The sequence below is a fragment of the Achromobacter sp. CF-sbj1-Ac2-l genome (genome assembly GCF_052698165.1).
This window is the reverse complement of record NZ_CP199855.1, coordinates 814,715-834,550: the sequence shown is the minus strand read 5'-3', so window position 1 is coordinate 834,550 and position 19,836 is coordinate 814,715. Positions and strand designations below refer to the sequence as shown.

The following is a 19,836-nucleotide window of genomic DNA, read 5'->3' as shown; positions in this document are numbered from 1 at the left end:
TCCGGGTCAAGTATTGCGAGCGGCGCTGTGCAACTTGCACGAGGCGTCGGCCAGGATCGCCACGCACAGCTCGGCATAGCTCATGCCGGTGGCGCGGGCCGCCATCGGCACCAGCGAATGGCTGGTCATGCCGGGCGAGGTATTCATTTCAAGCAGCCAGGGGCGGTTGTCGGCATCCAGCATGAAGTCGGCGCGGCCCCAGCCTTCGCAGCCCAGCGCGCGATAGGCGCGCACCGCGATGTCGGCGACCTCCTCGGCCACGGCCGGCGGCAACGCGGCCGGGCAGAAGTACTGCGTGTCATCGGAGAAATACTTGTGCTCGTAGTCGTAGTTGCCGCCGGGCGCGGCGATCTCGATCACCGGCAGCGCGCGCGCGGTCTTGCCGCTGCCCAGCACCGCCACGGTCAGCTCGCGGCCCTGGATGAACTGCTCGGCCAGCACCTCGGCGTCGAACTTGGCGGCCAGGGCGTAGGCGTCCTTCATGTCGGAATAGCCCACCACCTTGGTGATGCCCACGGTCGAGCCCTCGTGCGGCGGCTTGATGATGAGCGGCAGGCTCAGGCGGTCCGGCACCAGGCGCAGTTCCGTGTCGGCGTCCAGCAATTCGAATTCCGGCGTGGGCAGGCCATGCTGCAGCCACACGCGCTTGGTCATGGTCTTGTCCATGGCCAGGGCCGAGGCCAGCGGGCCGCTGCCGGTATAGGGGATGCCCAGCAATTCGAGCGCGCCCTGGATCGAGCCGTCTTCGCCGAAGCGGCCATGCAGGGCGATGAACACGCGCTCGAAGCCCTCGGCGGCCAGCTCGGCCAGGCTGCGCTCGCCCGTGTCGAACAGGTGCGCGTCGACGCCGGCGCTGAGCAGCGCCTGGTGCACGCCAGCCCCGGACATCAGGGACACTTCGCGTTCGGCGGAACGGCCGCCGTACAACACACCCACCTTGCCGAATTTCGCGCTCATGCCAATTCTCCAACTTGGGCCGGGACCTTGCTGATCGAGCCCGCCCCCATGACGATCACCACGTCGCCGTCGCGCACGAAATCGACCACCGCCTGCGGCAGGTCGGCCACGTCCTCGACGAACACCGGCTCGACCTTGCCGGCCACGCGCAGGGCGCGCGACAGGGCGCGGCCGTCGGCGGCCACCAGCGGCGGCTCCCCGGCGGCATAGACCTCTGTCAGCAGCACCGCGTCGGCCGTGCCCAGCACGCGCACGAAATCCTCGAAACAGTCGCGGGTGCGCGTGTAGCGATGCGGCTGGAATGCCAGCACGATGCGGCGGTCGGGCCAGGCGCCGCGGGCGGCGGCCAGCGTGGCGGCCATTTCCACCGGGTGGTGGCCGTAGTCGTCGATCACCGTGAAGGTGCCGCCGCCATGCGCGGCCGGCACCGGGAATTCGCCCGTCTGCGTGAAGCGGCGGCCCACGCCCTTGAACGAGGCCAGCGCGTCGCGGATGGCTTCATCGGCCACGCCCAGCTCGGTTGCCACGGCGATCGCCGCCAGCGCGTTGCGCACGTTGTGCAGGCCCGGCAGGTTCAGCTCCACCTGCAGCGGCGGCAGCAGCGTGTCGCGGTGGCTGCGCTGCACGTTGAAGCGCATGCGCGTGCCGTCGGCCTGCACTTCGTAGCCGCGCACCATCGCGTCTTCGTTCAGGCCATACGAGGTGATGGGGCGCGACACGAACGGCATGATCTCGCGCACGTTGGCGTCGTCGGTGCACAGCACCGCGCTGCCGTAGAACGGCAGGCGCTGGGTGAATTCGATGAACGCGCTCTTGAGGCGGGCCACGTCGTGGCCATAGGTGTCCATGTGATCCGCGTCGATGTTGGTCACGATGGCCATCACCGGCAGCAGGTTCAGGAACGAAGCGTCGGATTCGTCGGCCTCGACCACGATGTAGTCCCCCTGCCCCAGGCGCGCATTGGCCCCGGCGGAATTCAGGCGCCCGCCGATCACGAAGGTCGGATCCAGATCGCCGGCGGCCAGGATGCTGGCCACCAGGCTGGTGGTGGTGGTCTTGCCATGCGTGCCGGCCACCGCGATGCCGCGCTTCAGGCGCATCAGCTCGGCCAGCATGATGGCGCGCGGCACCACCGGGATGCGGGCGGCGCGGGCCGCGATGACTTCGGGGTTGTCGCCCGCCACCGCGGTCGACGTGACGATGGCGTCGGCGCCGGTGACATTGCTGGCGACGTGGCCGATGGCGATATTCACGCCAAGGCCAGCCAGGCGGCGCGTCACGGCCGACTCGTTCAGGTCGGAACCGCTGATGGTGTAGCCCAGGTTGAGCAGCACCTCGGCGATGCCGCTCATGCCGGAACCGCCGACGCCTACGAAATGGATATACTGGATTCTGTGTTTCATGATGAACGCCCCGCTGCTTGTTCACAGACGTCGGCGATATGCGCCGCCGCTTCCGGGCGCGCGTGCGCGCGGGCCCGTTCTGCGACGGCTTGCAGTTCTTGGCGGGAACGCTGGCCCAGCCAGTCCGCCAGCCACTCGGGGCTGAAGGCGTTCTGCGGCTGCAGCCACGCGGCCTGCGCGTCGCTCAGGAAGCGCGCGTTGGCGGTTTGGTGATCATCGATGGCATGGGGCAGCGGCACGAACAGCGCCGCGACGCCGACGGCGGCCACTTCGGACACCGTCATGGCGCCCGCGCGGCAGACCAGCAGGTCGGCCTCGCCCATGGCGCCGGCCATGTCGTCGATGAAGGCGCGGCAGTCGGCCGTCACGCCCGCCTGGGCGTAGGCCTGCTGCAGCGCCGGCAAATGTTGCTCGCCGGCCTGGTGCACCACCACCGGACGGTCCGCCTGCGGAAGTCGAGCCAGCGCTTGCGGCACGGTGGTATTGAGCGCCTGGGCGCCCAAGCTGCCACCCACCACCAGCAGCCGCAACGGGCCGCTGCGGGCGGCATAGCGCCGCGCCGGATCGGGCAAGGCGCACAGGTCGGCGCGCACCGGGTTGCCCATGGCCTCGCCCTTGGGCAGCACGCCGGGGAACCCGCTCAGCACGCGGCGCGCCATCCTGGCCAGCCACTTGTTGGCGGTGCCGGCCACCGCGTTCTGCTCGTGCACCACCAGCGGCGTGCCACGCAACGTCGCGATGACGCCGCCCGGAAAGGCGACATAGCCGCCCATGCCCAGCACCACGTCCGGACGCACGGACGACAGTCGCGCCCAGGCCTGGGCGAAGGCGCGCACCAGCAGGAACGGCAGCTTCAGCAGCGCCGTCACGCCCTTGCCGCGCACGCCGGCGAAACGCAGCGGCACCAGTTCGATGCCGCGCGGCGGCACCAGCTTGCCTTCCATCTTGTCCGGGTTGCCCAGCCACAGCACGCGCCAGCCGCGCTGGCGCAGCACGTCGGCCACGGCCAGGCCGGGCATGATGTGGCCGCCGGTGCCGCCGGCCATGATCAGGATGGTGCGCGACGACGCGGTCATACCCGTCCTCCGCGCATCATGATGCGGTTTTCCACGTCCACCCGGATCAGCATGGCCAGGGCGCACAGGTTCATCACCACGCCCGAACCGCCATAGCTCATCAGCGGCAGCGTCAGGCCCTTGGTCGGCAACAGCCCGAGGCACACGCCCATGTTGATGAAGGCCTGCACCCCGAACCACATCGCCACGCCGTGCGCCACCAGGCCCGCGAACGTGCGTTCCATGGCAATGGCCTGGCGGCCGATGTCGAAACCGCGGTAGACGATGATGGCGAACAGCGTGATCACCAGCATCACGCCGGCGAAACCCAGTTCCTCTCCCACCACCGCCATCAGGAAGTCGGTATGGGCCTCGGGCAGGTAGTGCAATTTCTCGACGCTGGCGCCCAGCCCCACGCCCAGCCATTCGCCGCGCCCCAGGGCGATCAGGGAATGCGAAAGCTGGTAGGCGCTGCCGTAGGCGTTGTCTTCGTTCCAGGGATCCAGGTAGGCGAACAGGCGCGCGCGGCGCCACGGCGACAGCCAGATCAGCATGAGGAAGGTGCCGACCAGCACCGCCAGCAGGCTGCTGAAGTATTTGCCGTTGATGCCGCCCAGGAACAGGATGCCGATCGCGATCGCCACGATCACCATGAAGGCGCCCAGGTCGGGCTCGAGCAGCAGCAGCATGCCGACGCCGGCCAGCGCGAACGCCATCGGCAGGAAGCCGCGGGCAAAGGCCTGCATGTGTTCCTGCTTGCGCACGGTGTAGTCGGCGGCGTAGAGCAGCGCGGCCAGCTTCATCAGTTCCGACGGCTGGAAATTCAGCGGACCCAGCGGGATCCAGCGGTGCGCGCCGTTGACCTCGCGGCCGATGCCGGGCACCAGCACCGCCACCAGCAGCACCATTGCCACCACGAACAGCGGCACCGCCAGGCGTTGCCACACGCGGATCGGAATCGCCAGCACGACGGCGCCCGCCACCAGGCCGGCGGTGACGAACAGGCCATGGCGGATGACAAAGTAATAGCGGCCATAGGAGGCATAGCGCGGGCCGTCGGCCAGCGCGATCGACGCCGAATACACCATCAGCAGGCCGAGCAGCAGCAAGGTCGACGCCGCAATCGCGAGCGGCATGTCGAAATTGCGCATGCGGGTACGGCCGGGCCGTACGGCGTTGACGCTGGCGGTGAGATCGGCGATCAGGCTCATGCCACCTCTCCCCGGTCGCGGGCCAGGTCTTCGACCTCTTCCACGAACACTTGCCCGCGGTGCGGGTAATTGCGGAACATGTCCAGGCTGGCGCAGGCCGGCGACAGCAGCACCACGTCGCCGGCCTGCGCCAGGTCAGCGGCGCGGCGCACGGCGTCGCGCAGCGATTCGACGGCGATGCAGTCGACGCCGGTGGCGGCCAGCACCCGACCGATCTCGGGGCCGTCCTGGCCAATCAGCAACACGGCGCGCGCGTGGCGCGACACCACCGGGATCAGCGGCGAGAAGTCCTGGCCCTTGCCCTGGCCGCCGGCGATCAGCACCACCGGCTGGCCCATGCCTTCCAGCGCGGCCACGGTGGCGCCAACGTTGGTGCCCTTGCTGTCGTTGATGTAGTCCACGCCGCCGATACTGCGCACGAAGGCGGCGCGATGCGGCTCGCCGGCGTATTCGCGCAGGGCCCGCAGCATCGGGCCCCAGCCCAGATCCAGGCAACGCGCCAACTGCAACGCGGCCAGTGCGTTCAAGGCATTGTGGATGCCGCGGATACGCAAGGCATCGACCGGCATCAGGCGGCTCATGCGGCCCTTGGCGCGTGTCGGCTCGGGCGCATCCTTCTTGCGCCGCACAGGCGCCACGGGCTCGTCGAAATCGACCGGCTCGGCCGCGGCCAGCCAGGCCACGCCCTGCCCGAGCTCCAGGCCCATGTCGCCGACCAGTTCCGGCACGTCGCGGCCAAAGCTGCGCACCGGCATGGCAGCCAGCGACGGCACCATGTCCACGGTATGGGGGTCATCGCGGTTGACGATGGCGATGCGCGTCATCTTCAACAGGCGCGCCTTGGCGCGCGCATAGGCGTCCATGCCGCCATGCCAGTCCAGATGGTCCTGCGTCACGTTGAGCACGACGGCCGCGTCGGCCATCAGCGTATGCGTGGTCTCGAGTTGGAAGCTCGACAGCTCCAGCACCCACACCTGCGGCAGATCGTCGGCATCCAGCGCCTGCATCAGCGCGGTCAGCGCCGCCGGGCTGATGTTGCCGGCGGCCAGCACCGACAGGCCACTGGCCGCGACCAGATCGCGCGTCAGCGCGGTGACGGTGGTCTTGCCATTGGTGCCGGTCACGGCCAGCACGCGTGGGCGATATTCGCGGGTCTCGGCCAATTCGGCCAGCGCCCGCGCGAACAATTCGATCTCGCCGATGATCTCGATGCCGCGCGCCTTGGCCTCGCGCAGCAGATCGCCGGCCGGCGCGCCTTCGGGCGCCAGTCCCGGGCTGACGACGATCTGGCTCACGCCGTCCAGCAACGCGACGTCGAAAGACGTATCGCAGCCCAGGCGGTACTCGACCTCGGCCTGCGCCAGCGCATCGCGGAGCGCGTCCAGTCCACCCGGCTCCGCGCGCGTGTCGGCCACCCGCAGGCGGGCGCCCTGGCGGGCGCTCCAGCGTGCGGCGGCCACGCCCGACTCGCCCAATCCAAGGATCAGGACAAGCGGCGCATCGGCGCGGGAGGTTTCCATCGTATTCATCGCAACTTCAGGGTAGAGAGGCCAATCAGCACCAGCATCATGCTGATGATCCAGAAACGCACGACCACCTGGGTTTCCTTCCAGCCGCCCACTTCGAAGTGATGATGCAGCGGAGCCATGCGGAATATGCGTCGACCTGTTCCATAACGTCGCTTGGTGTACTTGAACCACGTCACCTGGATCATCACCGACAGGGTCTCGACCACGAACACGCCGCCCATGATGAACAGCACGATCTCCTGGCGCACGATGACCGCGATGGTGCCCAGCGCGCCGCCCAGCGCCAGCGCGCCGACGTCGCCCATGAAGACCTGCGCCGGATACGCGTTGAACCACAAAAATGCCAGCCCCGCGCCCCCGATCGCCGCGCACAGCACCATCAATTCCGAGGCGCCGGGGATGTAGGGGAACAGCAGGTACTTCGAATAGTCGACGCGGCCGACCACGTAGGCGAAGATGCCGAGCGCGCTGCCAACCATCACGGTAGGCATGATCGCCAGGCCATCCAGGCCATCGGTCAGGTTGACGGCATTGCTGGTGCCGACGATCACGGCCCACGTCAACGCCACGAAGCCGAGCACGCCCAGCGGATAGCTGACGGTCTTGAAGAACGGCACGATCAGGTCGGCGCGCGTCGGCAGCGACATCGTGAAGCCGCTTCCCACCCAGGCCTTGAACAGCGGCCACAATTCGGTGTTGGCCGGCGCCGACACGGCGAACGCCAGGTAGACCGCGGCCACCAGCCCGATGGTCGCCTGCCAGAAGAACTTCTGACGCGCCGGCATACCCTCGGGATCGCGATAGACCACCTTGCGGTAATCGTCCATCCAGCCGATCCAGCCAAAGCCGAACGTCACCAGCAGCACCACCCAGACGAAGCGGTTGGTCCAGTCGGCCCAGAGCAACGTGCTGATGGCGATGGAAATCAGGATCAGCACGCCGCCCATGGTCGGGGTGCCGGTCTTGACCAGGTGGCTTTCCGGGCCATACGAACGCACGGCCTGGCCGATTTTCATCTCGGTCAGCTTGCGGATCACGCGCGGGCCGGCCACCAGGCCGATCAGCAGCGCCGTGGCGCACGCCAGCACCGCGCGCAGCGTGATGTACTCGAACACGCCCAGCGCGCGCACATCATCGGAAAGCAGACGGGCGATCTCAAGCAGCATGGTTGTCCCCCTGCCCCTTGGACGCTTGCCCGTCATTCGAAATAAAAGCCGTCACTACCCGCTCCATGCGCATAAAGCGCGATCCCTTTATCAATACGCAGGACGCGCGCAGGCCGCGCAATGCGGCAACGACTTCGTCTACCGATGCGCAGGCGTGCGCGCCCGTGCCGTAGGCGGCCGCGGCCGCCCGGCTGGCATCGCCTAGCGTGATGAGCGCGTCGAGGCCAAGCTCGCGCGCGTAATTGCCCACCTCTTCATGCATGGCGGGGCCGTTGTCCCCGACTTCGCCCATGTCGCCCAGAACCAGGACACGCGTGCCGGCCATGCGGGCCAGCACATCGATGGCCGCGCGAACCGAGTCGGGGTTGGCATTGTAGGTGTCATCGATGAGCAACGTTCCGTCACTCAATTTCTTGTGCTGCATCCGGCCCGCGACCGGGCTGAAGCCGGCCAGCGCGCGCACGGCGGCATCCAACGGCGCGCCGGCGGCGATGGCGCTGGCGATTGCCGCCAGCGCATTGCGCAGGTTGTGCACGCCGGGCACCGGCAGCGTCAAGTCGGCGCTGCCCATCGGGGTCACCACGCGGCAGCGCGTCGAATCGACGTCCGCCAGGATCTGCTCGGCATAGACGTCCAGACCGGGCTGCAGGCCAAAACGCAAGACCCGGCGTGGAGCGGCCAGCTTGTCCCAGATGGCCGAGTAAGCCTCGTCGCCCGGATAGACGGCCACGCCGTCCGCCGGCAGCGCCGAGATGGCGGCGCCGTTTTCCAGCGCGACCGCTTCCACGGAGTGCATGAATTCCTGGTGCTCGCGCTGGGCATTGGTCACCAACGCCACGCTGGGCGCCGCGATGGCAGCCAGTTGGGCGATTTCGCCCGGATGATTCATGCCGAGTTCGAACACGGCCGCGCGATGCTCCGGACGCAGGCGCAGCAGCGTCAGCGGCACGCCGATGTCGTTGTTCAGGTTGCCGGCCGTGGCCAGCCGACCTGTCTCGCCGCGCCAGACCGCCAGCATGGCCGAGATCATTTCTTTGGTGGTGGTTTTGCCGTTGCTGCCCGTCACAGCCACCACCGGCAGCGTGAAGCGGGCGCGCCAGGCCGCGCCGATGCGCGTCAGCGCCACGCGGGTATCGCCCAGCACCAGTTGCGGCAGGTTCGATTCCGGCACGGCGTGCGCCACCACCGCGGCGCAGGCGCCGCGTTCGGCGGCCTGGTCCAGGTAGTTGTGCGCGTCGAAGTTCTCGCCCACCAGCGCCACGAACAGCTCGCCAACGCCGATGCGCCGCGTATCCGTGGAAACGCCCTTGACCAGCGGCAGCAGCAGCGCCAGCCGCGCCCATTCGCGATCGTCGAACGGCAGCTTCTCGCCGGCGATCTCCTGATAGGTTTCGTGACCCTTGCCAGCCAGCAGCACCACGTCCTCGGGCGCGCTGGCCCAGATGGCCTGCATGATGGCGCGGGCGCGGTCGACCTGCACCTCGACCGCCGCCGACGCCGGAATGCCGGCCAGGATCTGCGCCACGATCGCTTCGGGCGACTCGCTGCGCGGGTTGTCGCTGGACACCACCACGTGATCCGCGAGTTCGGCGGCGATGCGGCCCATCTCGGGGCGCTTGCCGGCGTCGCGGTCGCCGCCGCAACCGAACACGCACACCAGGCGGCCGGCGCGCGCCTGCGCCACCGGGCGCAATGCCATCAACGCGCGCGCCAGCGAATCTGGGGTGTGGGAGTAATCCACCACCACCAGCGCGCCACGACCCGAGTGGGCCTGCGTGCTGGCGGCAACCGGTTCCACGGTCTGCAGGCGGCCATCGACCGGATCGGTCGCGGCCAGTTCGCGCGCGATCTGCGCGAACGGCAGGCCCAGCTTGTACAGCACGCCCGCCACCAGCAGCAGGTTGGAAACATTGTGCGCCCCCAGCAGGCGCGTCACGATCTGGGCCTCGCCATGCGGCGACACCAGCGTGAAGATCTGGCCTTGCGCGGTGGCCTGCAGGTCGCGCGCGCGCATCGCGGCGGGAATCGCCGGGTCCGCGCTCAGGCTGTAGCCCATCACCGACAGGTCCGCCGGCAGCGAGGCGATCAGGCGGCGCCCGGCTTCATCGTCGGCGTTCACCACCGCCGCGCTCAGGCCCGGCCAGCGGAACAGGCTGGCCTTGGCCGCCTCGTAACGTTCCATCGTGCCGTGATAGTCGAGGTGATCGCGCGTCAGGTTGGTGTAGGCGGCCAGCGCCACCCGCACGCCATCCATGCGGCCCTGCTCGATGCCGATCGAAGACGCTTCCATCGCCACCGCCTTGGCGCCGGCGTCGCGCATGGCGGCCAGCAGGCGGTGCACGGTCAGCACGTCCGGGGTCGTGAGATGGCCGCCCAGCGTCTGCCCGTCGGGCAGCACGGCGCCCAAGGTGCCAATGGTGCCGCAGGGCTTGTCGTTGCGGCCCAGCGCGTGGGCGATCCATTGCACCGACGAAGTCTTGCCATTGGTGCCGGTCACGGCCACCACGGCCAGGGTCGACGACGGCCGGCCGTACCAGGTGTCGCCCAGCTCGCCCAGCAGGGCGCGCAAGCCGGTCACCGGCAGCATCGGCGTATCGCCGGCGGCGGCCGCGGCCTCAATGGCCTCGGTCGCGGGGGCCTCGAACAGCACCGCGCTGGCGCCCAGCGCCAACGCCTTCTCTATATATAGACGGCCGTCGCTGGACAGGCCCGGGCAGGCGACGAACACGTCGCCCGGCTCGATCTCGCGGGAGTCCAGCTTCAGGTGCGCGGTCAACGACACGCGCGAATGCAACCACGCCACGGCTTGTTCGACCGTGGCGGCGGGGGATGAGAGGAAGCCTTTGGCGCTCATCTGCCTGGCTCCTTGATACCAGCAACAATTGTCGATTCGAAGGGCGCGTCCGGCCGCACCCCCATCAGCCGCAGACTCCCGCCGACAATGTGGGAGAACACGGGCGCGGCGATCGCGCCGCCGTAATAACCACCGACCGTGGGCTCGTCGATCGAGACGGCCACCACGATCTTGGGATCGGACACCGGCGCAAAGCCCACATACGAACTGCGATACCGCTGCGTGCTGTACTTGCCGTCGACAATCTTGCGCGCGGTGCCGCTCTTGCCGGCCACACGGTAACCCTGGACCTGGGCGGCTTTGGTGCCGTCCGGCCCGGTGGCGGCCTCCAGCATCCCGCGCACCAGCGCGGTGGTCTTGGGCGTATAGATCTTGACGCTGGTCGGATCGCTGTCGCGCTTGACCAGGGTCAGCGACACCATGTCGCCATTGCGGGCGAAGACGGTGTAGGCGCGCGCCACTTGCAGCAGCGACACCGACAGGCCATAGCCATAGGCCATGGTGGCCTTCTCGATCAGGCGCCAGCGGTCCCACGGACGCAGGCGGCCGGGGGCCGCGCCGGGGAATCCCACTTGAGGGGCCTGGCCCAGGCCCAGTTCGGTGAAGCGGTCCCACATCTCGCGCGATTCCAGCTTCTCGGAGATCATCGTCATGCCGATGTTGCTGGACTTGCGCAGCACGCCGGCCACGTCCAGCGTGCCGTTGCGGCTGACGTCGCTGATCGTGCTGCCTTGATACGTAAAGCGGCCGTTGCCGGTCTCGAACAGGGTCGAGGTGGTGATGCGGCCCAGGTCCAGCGCCAGCGCGGCGGTGAACGGCTTCATGATCGAGCCGGGCTCGAACGTATCGGTGATGGCCTGGTTGCGCAGGTTGGCGCCGTGGAAGGTCTCGCGCTTGTTCGGGTCGAACGTCGGCACGTTGGCCAGCGCCAGGATCTCGCCGGTATGGACGTCCACCACCACGGCGGTGGCGCCCTTGGCCTGGTGCTTGTCCATGGCGTCCTTCAGTTCCTTGAACACCAGGTACTGCAGGCGGGTGTCGATCGACAGCCGCAGGTCGCGGCCGTCCACCGGCAGCGTCACGGCCTGCACGTCCTCGATGACGCGGCCCAGCCGGTCCTTGATGACGCGGCGGCTGCCCGGGCGTCCCGACAATTGCTGGTTGAAGGTCAGTTCGACGCCTTCCTGGCCCTGGTCCTCGACGCTGTTGAAACCCACCACGTGGGCCATCACGTCGCCGTCCGGGTAGTAGCGGCGGGTCTCGGGCTGCTGGTGCACGCCCGGCAGGCCGAGCTGCTTGATCTTGTCGGCCACGTCCATCGAGACCTGGCGCTTCAGGTAGACGAAGTTCTTGTCTTCCTCGACCCGGCGGCGCAAGTCGGCGATCGGCGTTTCCAGCAATTTGGCCAGCGAGTCCAGCTGGCTCGGGGTCGCCTGCTTCAGATCCTCGGGAATGGCCCAGATGGCGCGCGCCGGCACGCTGGAGGCCAGCACCGCGCCGTTGCGGTCCATGATCTTGCCGCGGGTGGCGGACAGCGTCAGGGTGCGCTCATAGCGACGCTCGCCTTGCTGCTGCAGGAATTCGGTGGACAACCCTTGCAGGAACAACGCGCGGCCGGCCAGCACGGTGAAACCGCCAAACAGCAGGATCAGCACAAGACGCGCGCGCCAGGTCGGCAGTTGCCCGCGCAGCACCGGATTGTCGAAGAACGGAACGCGCTTCATTGGGCACCTCCGCTGGCCGGCACCGGCGCCTGATTCAGATAGAGCGTGCGGTCAGGCACGATGGGAATCATCTTCAGGCTGTCGCGCGCAATCACGTCAACCCGGGCGTTGCGCGCCAGCTCGGCGCGCTCCAACTGCAGACGCCGCCAGTTGGTTTCCAGATCGCGCTCCTGCGCCTGATCGCGGCCCAGCTCGACGAAGAGCTGGCGCGACTGATACCGGCTGGTGACCAGGGAAATGGCCGACAGCATCAGCAAAGCCGCAACGATCAGGTTGACGCGACCCATCAGCGGCGCCCTCCCTTGCCGCCGCGGCGAGGCGGCGGAGCCAGATCGCTGCCCGGCAGCGACCCGATTTTCACGAACGCCATGCCGCCCTCGGCGGGCAAGGGCGTGGCGGTGCGTTCGGCCACGCGCAGCACGGCCGAACGGGCGCGGGCGTTGGCCGAGACCTCATCGTCTTCGGCCAGCACGCGTCCCAGCGAACGCAACACCGGCTGGGGCATTTCGCTTTCGCGCAGGGGCAGGCGCGCATGCGCGGCAGCCGGACGAGCCGCCGCCGCGATGCACTGCTTGACCATACGGTCTTCAAGCGAATGAAAGCTGATCACCGCCAACCTCCCCCCCGGGGCAAGCAGGTCTAGAGCTGACGCGAGGGTGCGCGCGAGCTCTTCGAGTTCCCGATTGATGTAAATCCGTAGAGCTTGAAAGGTGCGTGTGGCCGGATGCTGCCCCTTTTCGCGCGTGCGGACGGCGCTGGCGACGCACTCGGCAAGCTCGAGCGTGGTGCGCAGCGGCCTTGTTGCGCGGCGAGCAGCAATCGCCTTTGCAACCTGAAAAGCAAACCGTTCTTCGCCATAATCCGCTATGACCTCCCGCATCTCATCCACACTGGCTTGCGCCAGCCAATCCGCCACCGTGGGTCCACGAGTGGTGTCCATCCGCATGTCGAGCGGGCCGTCCCGCATGAACGAGAAACCGCGCTCGGCATCGTCGATCTGAGGCGACGACACCCCCAGATCCAGCATCACGCCATCGACCTTGTCGATGCCGAGCTGCCGCAATTCTTCGGCCATGGTGGCAAAGCCGCCATGCACCACCGTCACCCGGGAGTCCGCCGCCGCCAACGCATTGGCGACCGCGATCGCCTCGGGATCCTTGTCGAACACCACCAGGCGGGCCGCCGGCCCGAGACGGCCGAGCAGCTCGCGGCTGTGGCCACCGCGCCCAAAGGTGCCGTCCACGAAGACACCCCGTTCCGCTCGCGTAGCCGCGGCCGGCTCGTCCTGGACGTGCGACCGTGCCGCGCCCTTGCCGCCGAAATCGGCCAGCAACAGCGCGTCCACCGTCGGCTCCAGCAGGACGGGCCGATGTTCGAATTCCATAACTCTTTCAGAACGAAAACTGATTCAACACATCCGGCATACCCTTGGCCAGGTCCTCAGCCTCGCGGCTGGCCAGGGTAGCGGCATCCCACAGCTCGAAGTGGGCGCCCAGACCGAGCAGCATCACATCGCGCGTCATACCGGAAGCGTTGCGCAGTTCAGGCGCGATCAGGACGCGGCCGGAGCCGTCCAGTTCCACGTCCTGAGCGTTGCCCAGCAACAGCCGCTGCAACGCGCGCGCCGTCATGGGAAAGGCGGCAATCTGCTCGCGCTTCTTTTCCCACTCGGGCCGCGGGTACACCAGCAGGCAGCCGTCTGGGTGGCGGGTCAGGGTCAGGCGGCCTTCGGCCTGCGCCATCAGCGCGTCACGATGCCGGGTCGGAATCGAGATCCGTCCCTTGGCATCCAGCGTGAGCGCGCTGCTTCCCTGAAACACCACTTTTACCCCACTTAATTGCACAATTTCCTACTATTTCCCACTCTACGGTATGGCAATGGGGCGGTCAAGCGCGCGGTTGCAATTTTTTCAATCACAACAAGGACTTAGAGCAACTTGTAAATACGCAAAAAGAAAAACCTCCCAATAAATCAGGAGGTTGCGTCACTATCTAAAAGTGCTTCTTAAGAAGTGGCGGCTAACAATGCCTTTGCATTGTTTTACCCGGCCCGCTTGCCGAAGACTGGCGGGCGTTGCGCGCCAGGTGGCGGATATCGCGGCGAGAAAAAAGCGCCGCGGCGCCATGCGTCGATCGGAAATCCAATGCAAGACGGGTCTATAGGCCGGATTCTGTACACCAGGTTTCCCTGGCGGACGATCATTCCTCTGCGCGGATCATTGCTGAGCCGCTGTAGCCATCTACCCGCATGCTCGGACGGAGCCGCCCTTCGCGACCCGAAAGCCGCACGCATGCCTATTTGATGTTGCTCCGGATAGAGGTTGCCGCGTTTCACCCTGCGATGCCGCCGGCCGTTGCCGACCGGCGCGATACGGAGATGGCCGTATCGGTGCGCGACTGGCGCGCCCGCCCCGCAGACTCGTCTCTGTGGCCCTGTTCCTCGACCGCGTCCGAAGACGCGACCGGACGGCCGTTAGCCGCTACCCTGCCCTGTGGAGTCCGGACCTTCCTCGATGGACTCGCATCCACCGCGATCGCCCGACCCGCCTTGCGGTGCGTATTCTAGTACAGGTCGCCGCTCCGTCCCCGAACAGCGGCGCGGGTTCCTGCGACAATACCGGTCTGATCCGCTTATCCGCCGCAAGAACGACCCGACCCACATGGCCCTCGCAACGCTCATCACCCTGACCGACATCCAGCTGGCCTATGGCCACCACCCGCTGCTGGACCACGCCGACTTCGCCATTCAGGCCGGCGAGCGCATCGGCCTCATCGGCCGCAACGGCGCCGGCAAGTCCTCGCTGCTGCGGCTGCTGGACGGCCGCACCATGCCGGACGATGGCGACATCGCCCGCAGCTCGGGCCTGCGCGTGGCCACGGTCGAACAGGAACCGGAACTGGATGAGAACGCCACCGTGTTCGACGTGGTCTGCAATGTCGACGGCGACCATGAAGACTGGCAGCGCCCCTCGCGCGTGCGCGCCGTGCTGGAAAAGCTCGGCCTGCCTGCGGACGTCCAGATCGCCGGCCTGTCGGGCGGCACCCGCAAGCGCGTCGCGCTGGCCCGCGCGCTGGTCGAAGAACCCGATCTGCTGCTGCTGGACGAACCCACCAACCACCTCGACTTCGACGGCATCGCCTGGCTCGAAGAAATGCTGCGCACCTGGAAGGGCGCCGCCGTCATCATCACCCACGACCGCCGCTTCCTGGATTCCGTGGCCACCCGCATCGTCGAGTTGGACCGCGGCCGGCTGCTCAGCTTCCCCGGCAACTTCTCGCAATGGCAGGAGCGCAAGGCCCAGTGGCTGGAGTCCGAACGCCTCGAACAGGCCCGCTTCGACAAGCTGCTGGCCCAGGAGGAAGTCTGGATCCGCAAGGGTGTGGAGGCACGCCGTACCCGCAATGAAGGCCGCGTGCGCCGCCTGGAACGCCTGCGCGTCGAACGCGCCGAGCGTCGCGAACGGGTCGGCGACGTGTCGCTGGCGCTGGCCGAGGGCCAGCGCTCGGGCAAGCTCGTGGCCGAACTCGACCATGTCGGCAAACGCTTCGGCGACAAGATCGTGGTGGACGACTACTCCACCACCATCCTGCGCGGCGACCGCATCGGCATCATCGGCCCCAATGGCGCCGGCAAGACCACGCTGCTAAAGCTGATCCTGGGCGAGATGCAGCCGGACAGCGGCACGACCCGCCTGGGGACCAACGTGTCGGTGGCCTACTTCGACCAGATGCGCGCCCAGCTCGACGAGAACGCGACGCTGGTCGACATCATCAGTCCGGGCAGCGAGTGGGTCGAGATCGGCGGCACCCGCAAGCACGTCATGAGCTATCTCGGCGACTTCCTCTTCTCGCCCGCCCGCGCCGGTTCGCCGGTGCGCAGCCTGTCGGGCGGCGAACGCGCCCGTCTGCTGCTGGCGCGCCTGTTCGCGCGTCCGGCCAACGTGCTGGTGCTGGACGAACCGACCAACGACCTCGATATCGAAACGCTGGAACTGCTTGAAGAACTGCTGCAGGAATACTCGGGCACCGTGCTGCTGGTCAGCCACGACCGGGCCTTCCTGAACAACGTCGTCACGCAGACCATCGCCTACGAAGGCAACGGCCACTGGCGCGACTACGTCGGTGGCTATGACGAATGGGTAGCCCAGCGCCCCGCGCCGGCGCCGGTCGCCGCGGCGCAGGAAGACGCAGCCAAGGCGGCGCGCGCGGCCGACGAAGCCGCGGCCCGCGCCAAGGCCGCCAAGCCCAAGCCGGCCCGCGCCGCCAAGATGAATTCGTGGGAGCTGCGCGAACTCGAAGGCCTGCCCGAAGCCATCGCCGCGCTCGAAGCGCAGCAAGCCGAACTGGCCGGCAAGCTCGCCGACGGCAGCCTTTACCGCGATGCGCCCGCCGAAGTCGAACGCATCAACAGCGAGCTGTCCAAGCTGGAAAGCGAACTCGAGGAAAAGTTCGCGCGCTGGGAATTGCTCGAGGCGCGCCGCGAAAGCGCGCTCTGATCCCGTCCCGTCAGCGCCGCCGCCACGGCGACTCCTGCCCTCTATATATAGAGGGCAGTTGCCGCGCTCAGACCGACGCGCGCCAGGCCAGCGTCTCGCCGGCGGCCAGCGGCACCAGCGCGGTGTTGCCGAACGGCACCTCGTCCGGGATCTGGAAGTTTTCGCGCACCAGGGTCAGCTTGCCAGTATTGCGCGGCAGGCCATAGAAATCAGGGCCGTGGAAGCTGGCGAACCCTTCCAGCTTGTCCAGCTTGCCAACCGCATCGAACGCCGTCGCGTACAGCTCCATCGCATGCAGCGCGGTGTAGCAACCGGCACAGCCGCAAGCGTGCTCTTTCAGGCCGCGCGCGTGCGGCGCACTGTCGGTGCCCAGGAAGAAACGCGGGCTGCCGCTGGTCGCCGCTTCCACCAGTGCCAACCGGTGCGTCTCGCGCTTGAGGATCGGCAGGCAGTACCAATGCGGCCGCACACCACCCTGGAAAATCGCATTGCGGTTGTACAGCATGTGCTGCGGCGTGATCGTGGCCGCGATAGGCCCTTCGGCATCGCGCACGTATTCGGCGCCTTCCTTGGTGGTGATGTGCTCGAACACCACCTTCAAGGCCGGAAACGCGCGGCGCAGCGGCTTCATCACGCGCTCCACGAAGATCGCCTCGCGGTCGAACACGTCGATCGACGGATCCGTCACTTCGCCATGCACCAACAGCGGCATGCCGCACTTTTCCAGCGCTTCCAGCGCCTTGGCGCACTTGCCCAGCAAGTCGGTCACGCCGGCGTCGGAATTGGTGGTCGCGCCCGCGGGATACAGCTTGACCGCGTAGACCTGGCCCGACTCGTGCGCGCGGAAGATCTCCTCGGCCGAGGTATTGTCGGTCAGGTACAGCGTCATCAGCGGCGTGAAGGCGCCCGCATCGCCGCCCGCCTTGGTCAACGCCGCCAGGATGCGGCCGCGATAGGCCAGCGCCTGCTCGGTGGTGGTCACCGGCGGCTTCAGGTTGGGCATGATGATGGCGCGGGCGAACTGCCGCGCCGTATCCGCAACGACCGCTTCCAAGGCCGCGCCGTCGCGCAGATGCAGGTGCCAGTCGTCGGGGCGGGTGATGATCAGTTGATTGGTGTTTTGCGTGGACATGTAGAGGCTTCTTAATCTGCCAGGGGCATGCCCCGTTCGGCCAGCGCGCAGAACATCGCGCTGCCCAGGGGAATGACGGCATCGTTGAAATCGAAATGCGAGTTGTGCAGCACGCAGCCGGATTCGGCGCCGCCCTGCCCCAGGCGGAAGTAGGCGCCGGGCTTGCTCTGCAGCATGAAGGAGAAATCCTCCGACCCCATCGACGGCACCAGATCGCGCACCACGTTTTCCTTGCCGATCATCTCGGTGGCGATGTCGGCGACCAGGTTGGCATGCTGTGGCGTGTTCAGGGTCGCGGGATAGATGCGTTCGTAAGTCAGTTCGGCCGTGCCGCCGAAGGCGCCGGCGATCGCCGTCACCAGCTCGCGCATGCGCGTCTCGACCATCTCCTGCACCGACTTGCGGAATGTGCGCACCGTGCCCACCAGCCGCGCCTCGCGCGGGATCACGCTCATCGCGCCAGGGTGGCCCGCCTGCAGGGACCCGATCGACACCACCGCGGAATCCAGCGGATTGACGTTGCGCGACACGATGGTCTGCAATGCCGTGATGACCTGGCCGGCGATCGTGACCGGGTCAATCGTCTGATAAGGATGCGCGCCGTGGCCGCCACGGCCTGTGATCAGGATCTCGAAGCGGTCTGCCGCGGCCATCATCGGCCCCGGATTGATGCCGATGGTGCCGGGCCTCAAGCCCGGCCAGTTGTGCAAGGCATAGATGGCATCGCACGGAAAGGTATCGAATAACCCGTCCTCCATCATGGCCTTGGCGCCACCGCGTCCTTCCTCGGCCGGCTGGAAGATGAGCACGGCCGTGCCATCGAAATTGCGCGTCTGCGCCAGATACTTCGCCGCCCCGATCAACACAGCAGTATGGCCGTCGTGGCCGCAACCGTGCATCAGGCCCGGCTTGGTCGACTTGTGCCCGAATTCGTTGTCCTCCGTCATCGGCAGCGCATCCATGTCGGCGCGCAGGCCGATCATGCGGCCGCTGTCGCAGCGTTTGCCGCGGATGACGCCCACCACGCCGGTCTTGCCAATTCCGCGATGCACCTCGATTCCAAGCGCCTCAAGCGCACCTGCGACGATCCCGGACGTCCGGACCTCTTCGAAGCCAAGCTCGGGATGGGCATGCAAGTCGCGCCGCAGCGCCGTCAATTCGTCATGGAACAGGCGAATTGATTCCAAAGGAGAACGTGCGTACATAGGAGGTTACAGAATGACGTGAGAGGGGGGACAGTGGGGATATTTTAGTTGCTACAGAGGATAAATGCCTTTGTCTTTACGGGAGAGACACGTTATGCTCCGGCCGCAGGACAATTTTTCCAACAGCCAGAGAAGGAGCGCCGCATTATGGCCACAACCTCCAAACCCGCGACCGCGCGCAAGCCGAACGCTGCATTCATGAAGCCCCTGACTCCCAGCGCCGAACTGGCCGCTGTGATCGGTTCGGAAGCCGTGCCGCGCACCGAGGTCACCAAGAAGATCTGGGAATACATCAAGAAGCACAACCTGCAAGATGCGAGCAACAAGCGCAACATCAACGCCGATGCCAAGCTGCGCCCGATCTTTGGCAAGGATCAGGTCACGATGTTCGAACTGACCAAACTGGTCAACGCACATCTGAAGTAAGCAGGCAAAGGGCGTACCCTGTACGTCCCTGCCTCGATACTGTCGCGACGCCCTGGCTAGAACGCCGGGCGGACCCGACTTCCGAAGATCCCCGCCGCCACAGGCTTTGCGCCTTGTCCAGCCAGTCCCATACCCGCGATGGGCACGGCCTTGCTCCCCACCTCATCCATCTTGCATGCGAACGCTGTCGCGTCGAATCGCGTGGGCAACATCATTGCGGTCTCGATCGAGATGCATGAGCACCCTCACGCTGTCGTGGCAGCCGCGCGTACGGGTCGGCGTTCTGAACGCAATGCTGCTCAGCAAAGGTCCGCGATCTCTCATGGCTCGCCATGCTCGGCACGCGACGATCTGCGCTTCATCGAGCAAGCAGGCGCGAAACGTCAAGGCCGTCGATCGCTGTGCGGCCATACGCGAAGATACCTGCGAGTAGATATATGTCGTGGGGCCGCGCCCGATCGAACAAGCGAAGCAACTCGCCAGCGCTCCGGTCATCGGCCGCAACATCAAGCGCGGCATTGCTGAACTGCGGCCCTTGCGCCAGGTCCAGCAACACCTGCGCCATACGCACCAACGCCGCCAAGTCGCGCCGCGGTTCATCGTGCAGCAACATGACGCTCGCCACTACCTCCAAAAGGCCCCTCGTGGCGTTCGCGCCTTACCCTGTGATGGCCGCGA

The 19,836-nt window shown here is 67.2% G+C and carries 16 protein-coding genes and 1 other RNA gene; 2 read left to right on the top strand and 15 right to left on the bottom strand.

Annotation, left to right across the window (positions count from 1 at the left end; genetic code table 11):
• Nucleotides 1-6: 6 nt before the first annotated feature.
• From ACUDCK_RS03915 to rnpB, 12 genes are all read right to left on the bottom strand, one after another.
• Nucleotides 7-957 carry a D-alanine--D-alanine ligase gene (locus tag ACUDCK_RS03915; RefSeq protein ID WP_144657115.1) on the bottom strand — a complete coding sequence of 317 codons (951 nt, stop codon included), beginning with the start codon at nucleotides 955-957 and terminating at the stop codon, nucleotides 7-9.
• Nucleotides 954-2,360 carry a UDP-N-acetylmuramate--L-alanine ligase gene (gene murC, locus ACUDCK_RS03910; protein WP_175168151.1) on the bottom strand — a complete coding sequence of 469 codons (1,407 nt, stop codon included), beginning with the start codon at nucleotides 2,358-2,360 and terminating at the stop codon, nucleotides 954-956. The genes ACUDCK_RS03915 and murC overlap by 4 nt, the downstream gene beginning before the upstream one ends.
• A complete protein-coding gene (gene murG, locus ACUDCK_RS03905; RefSeq protein WP_064527135.1) occupies nucleotides 2,357-3,436 on the bottom strand; it encodes an undecaprenyldiphospho-muramoylpentapeptide beta-N-acetylglucosaminyltransferase in 1,080 nt (359 codons plus the stop codon). Before murG ends, murC begins: the two co-directional genes overlap by 4 nt.
• On the bottom strand, nucleotides 3,433-4,626 hold the full coding sequence (gene ftsW, locus ACUDCK_RS03900) for a putative lipid II flippase FtsW (protein WP_054501915.1): 1,194 nt from the start codon (nucleotides 4,624-4,626) through the stop codon (nucleotides 3,433-3,435). Before ftsW ends, murG begins: the two co-directional genes overlap by 4 nt.
• Nucleotides 4,623-6,155 (bottom strand): UDP-N-acetylmuramoyl-L-alanine--D-glutamate ligase, encoded by a 1,533-nt coding sequence (murD, locus tag ACUDCK_RS03895; RefSeq protein WP_116792946.1) that lies wholly within the window; start codon nucleotides 6,153-6,155, stop codon nucleotides 4,623-4,625. The genes ftsW and murD overlap by 4 nt, the downstream gene beginning before the upstream one ends.
• Nucleotides 6,152-7,321: a phospho-N-acetylmuramoyl-pentapeptide-transferase gene (gene mraY / locus ACUDCK_RS03890; RefSeq protein WP_049071384.1), complete on the bottom strand. Its 1,170-nt coding sequence runs from the start codon at nucleotides 7,319-7,321 to the stop codon at nucleotides 6,152-6,154. The genes murD and mraY overlap by 4 nt, the downstream gene beginning before the upstream one ends.
• Nucleotides 7,311-10,175 carry a bifunctional UDP-N-acetylmuramoyl-L-alanyl-D-glutamate--2,6-diaminopimelate ligase MurE/UDP-N-acetylmuramoyl-tripeptide--D-alanyl-D-alanine ligase MurF gene (gene murF, locus ACUDCK_RS03885; protein WP_175168150.1) on the bottom strand — a complete coding sequence of 955 codons (2,865 nt, stop codon included), beginning with the start codon at nucleotides 10,173-10,175 and terminating at the stop codon, nucleotides 7,311-7,313. Before murF ends, mraY begins: the two co-directional genes overlap by 11 nt.
• Complete coding sequence (locus ACUDCK_RS03880; RefSeq protein WP_054419225.1) at nucleotides 10,172-11,899, bottom strand: peptidoglycan D,D-transpeptidase FtsI family protein; 1,728 nt, start codon at nucleotides 11,897-11,899, stop codon at nucleotides 10,172-10,174. The genes murF and ACUDCK_RS03880 overlap by 4 nt, the downstream gene beginning before the upstream one ends.
• A complete protein-coding gene (ftsL, locus tag ACUDCK_RS03875) occupies nucleotides 11,896-12,186 on the bottom strand; it encodes a cell division protein FtsL (protein WP_049071379.1) in 291 nt (96 codons plus the stop codon). The genes ACUDCK_RS03880 and ftsL overlap by 4 nt, the downstream gene beginning before the upstream one ends.
• Entirely contained in the window at nucleotides 12,186-13,283 is a 1,098-nt protein-coding gene (gene rsmH, locus ACUDCK_RS03870) for a 16S rRNA (cytosine(1402)-N(4))-methyltransferase RsmH (protein ID WP_054501918.1), read from the bottom strand. Before rsmH ends, ftsL begins: the two co-directional genes overlap by 1 nt.
• A 7-nt stretch (nucleotides 13,284-13,290) precedes the next feature.
• The gene (gene mraZ, locus ACUDCK_RS03865; RefSeq protein ID WP_006392946.1) at nucleotides 13,291-13,719 is read right to left on the bottom strand and encodes a division/cell wall cluster transcriptional repressor MraZ; all 429 of its coding nucleotides are present in this window, start codon (nucleotides 13,717-13,719) and stop codon (nucleotides 13,291-13,293) included.
• A 324-nt stretch (nucleotides 13,720-14,043) separates the two neighbouring features.
• Nucleotides 14,044-14,449: RNase P RNA component class A (gene rnpB, locus ACUDCK_RS03860), an RNA gene on the bottom strand.
• Between the two features lie 110 nt (nucleotides 14,450-14,559).
• Here rnpB and ACUDCK_RS03855 point away from each other — a divergent pair.
• Nucleotides 14,560-16,395: an ATP-binding cassette domain-containing protein gene (locus ACUDCK_RS03855; protein ID WP_116792948.1), complete on the top strand. Its 1,836-nt coding sequence runs from the start codon at nucleotides 14,560-14,562 to the stop codon at nucleotides 16,393-16,395.
• Between the two features lie 67 nt (nucleotides 16,396-16,462).
• Here ACUDCK_RS03855 and pyrC read toward each other — a convergent pair whose 3' ends face one another.
• Both pyrC and ACUDCK_RS03845 read right to left on the bottom strand, forming a co-directional pair.
• A complete protein-coding gene (pyrC, locus tag ACUDCK_RS03850; protein WP_175168149.1) occupies nucleotides 16,463-17,527 on the bottom strand; it encodes a dihydroorotase in 1,065 nt (354 codons plus the stop codon).
• 11 nt (nucleotides 17,528-17,538) lie between these two features.
• A complete protein-coding gene (locus tag ACUDCK_RS03845; RefSeq protein WP_049071372.1) occupies nucleotides 17,539-18,732 on the bottom strand; it encodes a M20 aminoacylase family protein in 1,194 nt (397 codons plus the stop codon).
• 147 nt (nucleotides 18,733-18,879) lie between these two features.
• Here ACUDCK_RS03845 and ACUDCK_RS03840 point away from each other — a divergent pair, with 147 nt between their 5' ends.
• Complete coding sequence (locus ACUDCK_RS03840; RefSeq protein WP_006217453.1) at nucleotides 18,880-19,158, top strand: SWIB/MDM2 domain-containing protein; 279 nt, start codon at nucleotides 18,880-18,882, stop codon at nucleotides 19,156-19,158.
• A 358-nt stretch (nucleotides 19,159-19,516) separates the two neighbouring features.
• On the opposite strand, the gene ACUDCK_RS03835 is transcribed toward ACUDCK_RS03840, so the two are convergent.
• Nucleotides 19,517-19,771 carry a hypothetical protein gene (locus ACUDCK_RS03835; RefSeq protein WP_175168148.1) on the bottom strand — a complete coding sequence of 85 codons (255 nt, stop codon included), beginning with the start codon at nucleotides 19,769-19,771 and terminating at the stop codon, nucleotides 19,517-19,519.
• Nucleotides 19,772-19,836 lie beyond the last annotated feature (65 nt).

Excerpts from the sequence above, each read along its gene's own strand:
- ACUDCK_RS03845 (WP_049071372.1), bottom strand. The coding sequence starts at position 18,732 with ATGTACGCACGTTCTCCTTTGGAATCAATTCGCCTGTTCCATGACGAA.
- murG (WP_064527135.1), bottom strand. The coding sequence starts at position 3,436 with ATGACCGCGTCGTCGCGCACCATCCTGATCATGGCCGGCGGCACCGGC.
- rsmH (WP_054501918.1), bottom strand. The coding sequence starts at position 13,283 with ATGGAATTCGAACATCGGCCCGTCCTGCTGGAGCCGACGGTGGACGCG.
- murC (WP_175168151.1), bottom strand. The coding sequence starts at position 2,360 with ATGAAACACAGAATCCAGTATATCCATTTCGTAGGCGTCGGCGGTTCC.
- ftsW (WP_054501915.1), bottom strand. The coding sequence starts at position 4,626 with ATGAGCCTGATCGCCGATCTCACCGCCAGCGTCAACGCCGTACGGCCC.
- murF (WP_175168150.1), bottom strand. The coding sequence starts at position 10,175 with ATGAGCGCCAAAGGCTTCCTCTCATCCCCCGCCGCCACGGTCGAACAA.
- ACUDCK_RS03840 (WP_006217453.1), top strand. The coding sequence starts at position 18,880 with ATGGCCACAACCTCCAAACCCGCGACCGCGCGCAAGCCGAACGCTGCA.
- ACUDCK_RS03835 (WP_175168148.1), bottom strand. The coding sequence starts at position 19,771 with ATGTTGCTGCACGATGAACCGCGGCGCGACTTGGCGGCGTTGGTGCGT.
- ACUDCK_RS03915 (WP_144657115.1), bottom strand. The coding sequence starts at position 957 with ATGAGCGCGAAATTCGGCAAGGTGGGTGTGTTGTACGGCGGCCGTTCC.
- ftsL (WP_049071379.1), bottom strand. The coding sequence starts at position 12,186 with ATGGGTCGCGTCAACCTGATCGTTGCGGCTTTGCTGATGCTGTCGGCC.
- ACUDCK_RS03855 (WP_116792948.1), top strand. The coding sequence starts at position 14,560 with ATGGCCCTCGCAACGCTCATCACCCTGACCGACATCCAGCTGGCCTAT.
- ACUDCK_RS03880 (WP_054419225.1), bottom strand. The coding sequence starts at position 11,899 with ATGAAGCGCGTTCCGTTCTTCGACAATCCGGTGCTGCGCGGGCAACTG.
- murD (WP_116792946.1), bottom strand. The coding sequence starts at position 6,155 with ATGAATACGATGGAAACCTCCCGCGCCGATGCGCCGCTTGTCCTGATC.
- pyrC (WP_175168149.1), bottom strand. The coding sequence starts at position 17,527 with ATGTCCACGCAAAACACCAATCAACTGATCATCACCCGCCCCGACGAC.
- mraY (WP_049071384.1), bottom strand. The coding sequence starts at position 7,321 with ATGCTGCTTGAGATCGCCCGTCTGCTTTCCGATGATGTGCGCGCGCTG.